Here is a 4,625-nt window from a genome sequence, read left to right on the forward strand (position 1 = left end):
ACGGCCTCGTCGGGCTCGAGGCGTGGAGCCGCAGCTTCGACCGCGCGAGCCTGCGCTTCGACGACGCGGACGAGGACACCCTGCGCGACCTTGACTTCGCGCTTCTCCGCGGCCAGACCACCGCGATCATCGGCAACACCGGCTCCGGCAAGTCAACCGTCGCGAAGCTCCTGCTGCGCTTCCTCGACGCGACCTCCGGCGCGGTCGAGTTCGGCGGCGCTGACGTGCGCGACGTCCCGCAGGAGCTTCTCCGCTCCCGCATCGCGTACGTGCCCCAGAAGGCCTGGCTCTTCTCCGGCACGATCGCCGACAACCTCCGCTACGGGGACGCTGTCGCCGACGACGCGCGACTCTGGCATGCCGTCGACGTCGCCCAGGGCGCCTTCGTCCACGAGCTGCCCTACGGCCTCGCCTCGCGCGTGGCGCAGGGCGGCACGAACTTCAGCGGCGGCCAGCGCCAGCGCCTGGCCATCGCCCGCGCGCTCGTGCGCCGCGCCGACCTCTATATTTTCGATGACTCCTTCAGCGCCCTCGACTACAAGACGGACGCCGCCCTTCGCCACGCGCTCGCGACGGAGCTCGCCGACGCCGCGGTTCTCGTCATCGCGCAGCGCGTGAGCACGATCCGCGACGCCGACCAGATCGTGGTCCTGGACGAGGGCCGCGTCGTGGGCCTGGGCACGCACGACGAGCTCAGGCGAACATGCCCGGTCTATGCCGAGATCTGCGAGTCCCAAGAGAGGGGAGGTGCCCAGGATGACTAACGACAATACGGACAACGAGAAGAACAACCCGCAGGTGGGCGCCGAGGACGTCCCGACCGACGCCATGGGCACCGCGCGGCGCCTGTGGGCGAGCGTCGGCCCCGAGCGCTGGCGCCTCGTCGTGGCGGCGGCGTGCTCGGTGGGCAACGTCGTCCTGACCCTTGCCGCCATCAGCTACTCGGCGGGTCTCGTCGATCTGCTGTGGCGAAACATCCAGGCCGCCTGGGCCTCGGGCGGCGACTACGTGACCGCCTTCGGCAACGGCGGGCGCGAGATCCTCACCTACCTCGGCATCTGGACCTCTGCGTGGTTCTTCTACACCATCGCCTCGCTCGTCATGGCGAGCTTCGCCGAGCGCCTGAACCTCGGGCTGCGGCGGCAGATCTCGGCCAAGGTCGGGCGCCTGCCGCTGTCGTACTTCGACGCGCACCAGCCCGGAGACGTCATCAGCCGCGCTACGAACGACCTCGACAAGGTCTCCGAGGTGCTGCAGCGCGGCGTGCTGCAGCTCATATCGAGCTCGGTCGCGCTCGTGGGCTCGGTCGCGATGATGCTCACGTGCAGCCCCGCGCTCGGCGGGGTCTTCCTGCTCTTCGCGCTGGCGTCGCTCGCGGTCACGCGCCTTTTGACCGCGCGCACGATTCGGCTCGCCGCTCGTAGGCAGGCCGTGCTCGGGCGCCTCACCGAGGTCGTCGAGGAGGCGTACTCCGGCCGCACCGTCATCAAGGCCTTCGGGCGCGACGAGGCGTCCGCCGCCGAGGTCGCCGCCGTTTCCGCCGAGCTCGCCGACGCGAGCGCGGAGGTCGACTTCATCACCGAGTTCGCGAGCCCCGCCATCCGCTTCGTCACGCGCTTGGCGCAGGTGTGCTGCGGCGTCCTCGCGGGCATGATGGTGCTCGCGGGCACGCTCACCGTGGGCACCTTCCAGGCGTTCTTCCAGTTCGTGACGAACGCGACCGAGCCGCTCACGCAGCTCTCGATGACGGTGAACATGCTCCAGGGCGCGCTCGCCGCGGCCGAGCGGGTCTTCTCGCTGCTCGATGAGCCAGAGGTCGTGCCCGACCCCGAGGCGCCGGCCGCGCTGCCCGAGCCCGTCCGCGGAAGGGTCGCCTTCGAGCACGTGAGCTTCGGCTACGTCCCGGGCAAGCCCCTGATGCGCGACGTCGACCTCGTGGCGGAGCCCGGCCAGAAGGTCGCCATCGTGGGCGCCACCGGCGCGGGCAAGACGACCTTGATCAACCTGCTCATGCGCTTCTACGAGGTGGACGGCGGGCGCATCACGCTCGACGGGGTGGACACGCGCGACCTCCCGCGCGCCGAGCTCCGCCGGCAGTTCGGCATGGTGCTGCAGGACGCCTGGCTCTTTGAGGGGACGATCGCGGAGAACATCGCCTACGGCAAGCCCGGGGCCACGCGCGAGGAGGTCGAGGCCGCGGCGAGGGCGGCGCACGTGGATTTCTTTGTCCGGACGCTGCCCGACGGCTACGACACGATGCTCGCCAACGACGCCGAGGCCGTGAGCCAGGGCCAGCGCCAGCTGATCACCATCGCGCGCGCCATGCTCTGCGACCCCGCGATCCTCATCCTCGACGAGGCGACCTCGAGCGTGGATACCCGCACCGAGCAGTACATCGTCCGCGCGATGGAGGCCATCATGGAGGACCGCACGAGCTTCGTCATCGCGCACAGGCTCTCGACCGTCGTGGACGCCGACCTCATCCTCGTGATGGACCATGGCGACATCATCGAGCAGGGCTCGCACGCCGAGCTCCTCGCCGCCGGCGGCGCGTACGCCGAGCTCTACCGCTCTCAGTTCGCGTAATGACGAAAAGGGACGGTCCCTTCTCGCCATCCGGATGTTGCGCAACAACGCGCGGACGGGCAACACTATGGTGGAGCCTGTCAAAAGCCTGAAGAGAGGTCCTGAACATGATTTGCCCCAGCTGCGGACACGAGATCGACGACGACGCCGCGTTCTGCACGGAGTGCGGCGCGCGCATCGATCAGCCTGCCGCGCCCGAACCTGACGAGCCCGCGCCCGCAAAGAAGAGGCCCCTTTCGGTCGCGCAGAAGGCGGCCATCGCTGGGCTCGTCGTCGCGCTGCTCGCGGGCGGCGGGGGAGCAGGGTACTACTTCGGCGCCTACGTCCCCGGCCAGCGCCGCGCCGCCGCGCAGAAGCTCGCCGACGAGCGGGCGCACGTGAACGTGCGCGTGAAGATCGCCGTCTCGGCCGACGGCTGGGACACCGCGACGGGGGCATCCAGGCTCCCGGTCCACGTCACGGGGACGAGCGCCGACGGGGACGTCGACGAGGTGCAGTACGTCGCGTCCGACGGCACGGGGATCGTGCTCATCCCGGGCACCTACGACATCGTCGTCGCGGCCTCGCCCATCGCCGCGGACGGCTCGCTCTTCGACGTGCCCTCGCAGCGGGCGTCGCTCACCGTCGGCGCGGACACCGACGTCGACCCCGACTCGCCTGACGTCCCGGCGACGCCGGACGAGGTCGCGCCGCTGCCCGACACCGACTACGACTCCACGGGCGACGTCGCGGTCACGCTCACGCCCGCGGACATGACCACCGTGACCGACGACCAGATCGCCGAGGCGAAGCGCTACGCCTCACAGGATCCCCAGGCCGCCGCGGGCTCCGCCGATCAGCTCGCCTCGTCGGCAACGGCCAAGCGAGACGACGCCGTGGCCCAAAAGAAGGCCGCCGAGGAAGAGGCCGCGAGGAAGAAGGCCGCCGAGGAAGCCGCAGCAAAGAAGCAGCAGGCGATGGGCGACCTGGTCAGCCGCGCGCTTTCGACCAATTACGACGACGGGACGAGGTCGGACGGCATCGATTCCACGAGCTTCAAGTTCGACCGCAAGCAAACAAGCAACGGCGCCGGCCCGTTCCTCGACCATCGGGACGGTTTCTGGACCGTCAAGATCTACTCGGGAGACGAGGCGACGTCGCGCGCGGTCGCGCTGTACGCCTTCAAGCAGGGGGTCGGCTCTTCTCTTCTCCACAAGGAGAACTGGCCCAGCATCGATGCCGACGGCCAGGGCATCGCTGTCGTGGGCATCTACGGCAGCAAGGACGAGGCCGCAGCCGGCACCAAGGAGCTCGAGGCCGCCGGGATCCCCTACGACAAGGTGATCTTCACCGGGCCGCGCAGCGGCACCTCCGGAAGAGTGTAGGCGCCGACCGCGGCAAAAGCGCGAACCCCGCGGTGACGAGCATGGGGCGGGCGCGGATGCTCCGATGTGCCACGGGGCACCCGCGCCCGCCTCAGAATGACGAAAAGGGACTGTCCCTTTTCGTCATTTTTACAGGCAGAAGCCGGGGATGACGTAGGTCGGCTCGTCGGGCGCGTCGCCGGGAGCGCCGCCTCCGAAGGCGTCGCCGTCGGCCTTGACGCGATTGAAGACGGTCGAGTCCTCACCGATGGACCCGTCGGCCGAGGGGGTTCGCTCCCACCAGCAGATTGGGCGGCCGTCCTTGTAGCGGACGATCTTCTCGTTCGTGGTGAGGCCGGAGATCGAGAGCTCGCCGAAGAGCTGGTACTGGGCGCCCTCGTTGCTGTAGAGGCTGCTCAGGTACGCGTACTCCTTCGAGAACGTCTCGGGCCCCTGCGCGCCGCAGAGCTCGGACATCGACGGCAGCCAGTACGCGTCGTCGGTTTGCGTGAGGCTGAAGGGGGCGTCCTTGCTGACGGCGCCCATGTTGTTCGTGGTCTTGCTCACGGCCCTCACGTGCCGGGCGAGCTCGGCGGGAAGAAGCCCGGGCAGCTCGTCGGCCATCCACTTGCGCAGCGACGACTGCTCTCAGCCGCCGGTCGCCGGCGCGTCGTTCATCGGCCGCATCGCCATCGG

At 69.5% G+C, this 4,625-nt stretch carries 4 protein-coding genes; 3 read left to right on the forward strand and 1 reads right to left on the reverse strand.

The window, feature by feature from the left end; all coding sequences use genetic code 11:
* The 3 genes from ACT84W_RS08510 to ACT84W_RS08520 all read left to right on the forward strand — a co-directional run.
* On the forward strand, positions 1 to 764 hold a 764-nt coding region (locus ACT84W_RS08510; RefSeq protein ID WP_444328898.1), incomplete at its 5' end, for an ABC transporter ATP-binding protein.
* The gene (locus ACT84W_RS08515) at positions 757 to 2,586 is read left to right on the forward strand and encodes an ABC transporter ATP-binding protein (protein ID WP_444328899.1); all 1,830 of its coding nucleotides are present in this window, start codon (positions 757 to 759) and stop codon (positions 2,584 to 2,586) included. The genes ACT84W_RS08510 and ACT84W_RS08515, both read left to right, overlap by 8 nt.
* A 107-nt stretch (positions 2,587 to 2,693) precedes the next feature.
* Positions 2,694 to 3,950 (forward strand): zinc ribbon domain-containing protein, encoded by a 1,257-nt coding sequence (locus ACT84W_RS08520; RefSeq protein WP_432290846.1) that lies wholly within the window; start codon positions 2,694 to 2,696, stop codon positions 3,948 to 3,950.
* A 129-nt stretch (positions 3,951 to 4,079) separates the two neighbouring features.
* Here ACT84W_RS08520 and ACT84W_RS08525 read toward each other — a convergent pair whose 3' ends face one another.
* The gene (locus tag ACT84W_RS08525; RefSeq protein ID WP_444328903.1) at positions 4,080 to 4,565 is read right to left on the reverse strand and encodes a hypothetical protein; all 486 of its coding nucleotides are present in this window, start codon (positions 4,563 to 4,565) and stop codon (positions 4,080 to 4,082) included.
* Positions 4,566 to 4,625: the final 60 nt, after the last annotated feature.

The organism is Paratractidigestivibacter sp., assembly GCF_052362415.1.
Taxonomy (GTDB): Bacteria; Actinomycetota; Coriobacteriia; order Coriobacteriales; family Atopobiaceae; genus Paratractidigestivibacter.